Source organism: Klebsiella sp. A-Nf5, from assembly GCF_002810545.1.
In the GTDB taxonomy this organism is placed as follows: domain Bacteria; phylum Pseudomonadota; class Gammaproteobacteria; order Enterobacterales; family Enterobacteriaceae; genus Klebsiella; species Klebsiella variicola.
The window spans coordinates 1-489 of the sequence record NZ_PIOG01000248.1; the positions used below are offsets into that span (position 1 = coordinate 1).

Annotated in this window: 1 protein-coding gene; it reads right to left on the bottom strand. The window is 50.5% G+C overall.

Going from position 1 to position 489, the window contains the following annotated elements; translation table 11 throughout:
• The coding region (locus CWM53_RS23365) for an AAA family ATPase (RefSeq protein WP_165785126.1) at positions 1 to 412 on the bottom strand (412 nt) is incomplete at its 3' end.
• Positions 413 to 489: the final 77 nt, after the last annotated feature.

The following is a 489-nucleotide window of genomic DNA, read 5'->3' on the forward strand; positions in this document are numbered from 1 at the left end:
ATTTTGACAAGAACGGGGACACATAGTGGAACATACCAGCCTTAGCATCGAACCATAGATCTAGCGTTGGCATCGCCGAAAGTAAGGTTCCAAGTTGCTCTCCCCATTCACCTTCGGATGCGCCAGAAGTGGACGGATCTTCCTCTAATACGTCCCAAGCTCTTCCAAGTTCCCGCAATTTTGGCCATTGAGAAACACTGATGTCAAAAGCACCAAATGGCGAACCATCTGCGAGGAAATGGCGCAGCGCTGCCAGAATTGATGTTTTGCCGCTATTATTAGCACCGACGAGAATAGTAGTCTTTGGATCAACCTCAAGCTGGACCTTACCAAGTCGGCGGAACTGGCGAAGCTCAACAAATCGAAGGGATATCTGCCCAGATAATGATGTGGTGGCGTCTGCTGCTGACATTGTGGCTCCTCTCAATCCGTATAGGGATGCGCCAACCTGTAGCAGCTTAGCGCCACGCCGTAAGCTCGAGTCCTTCT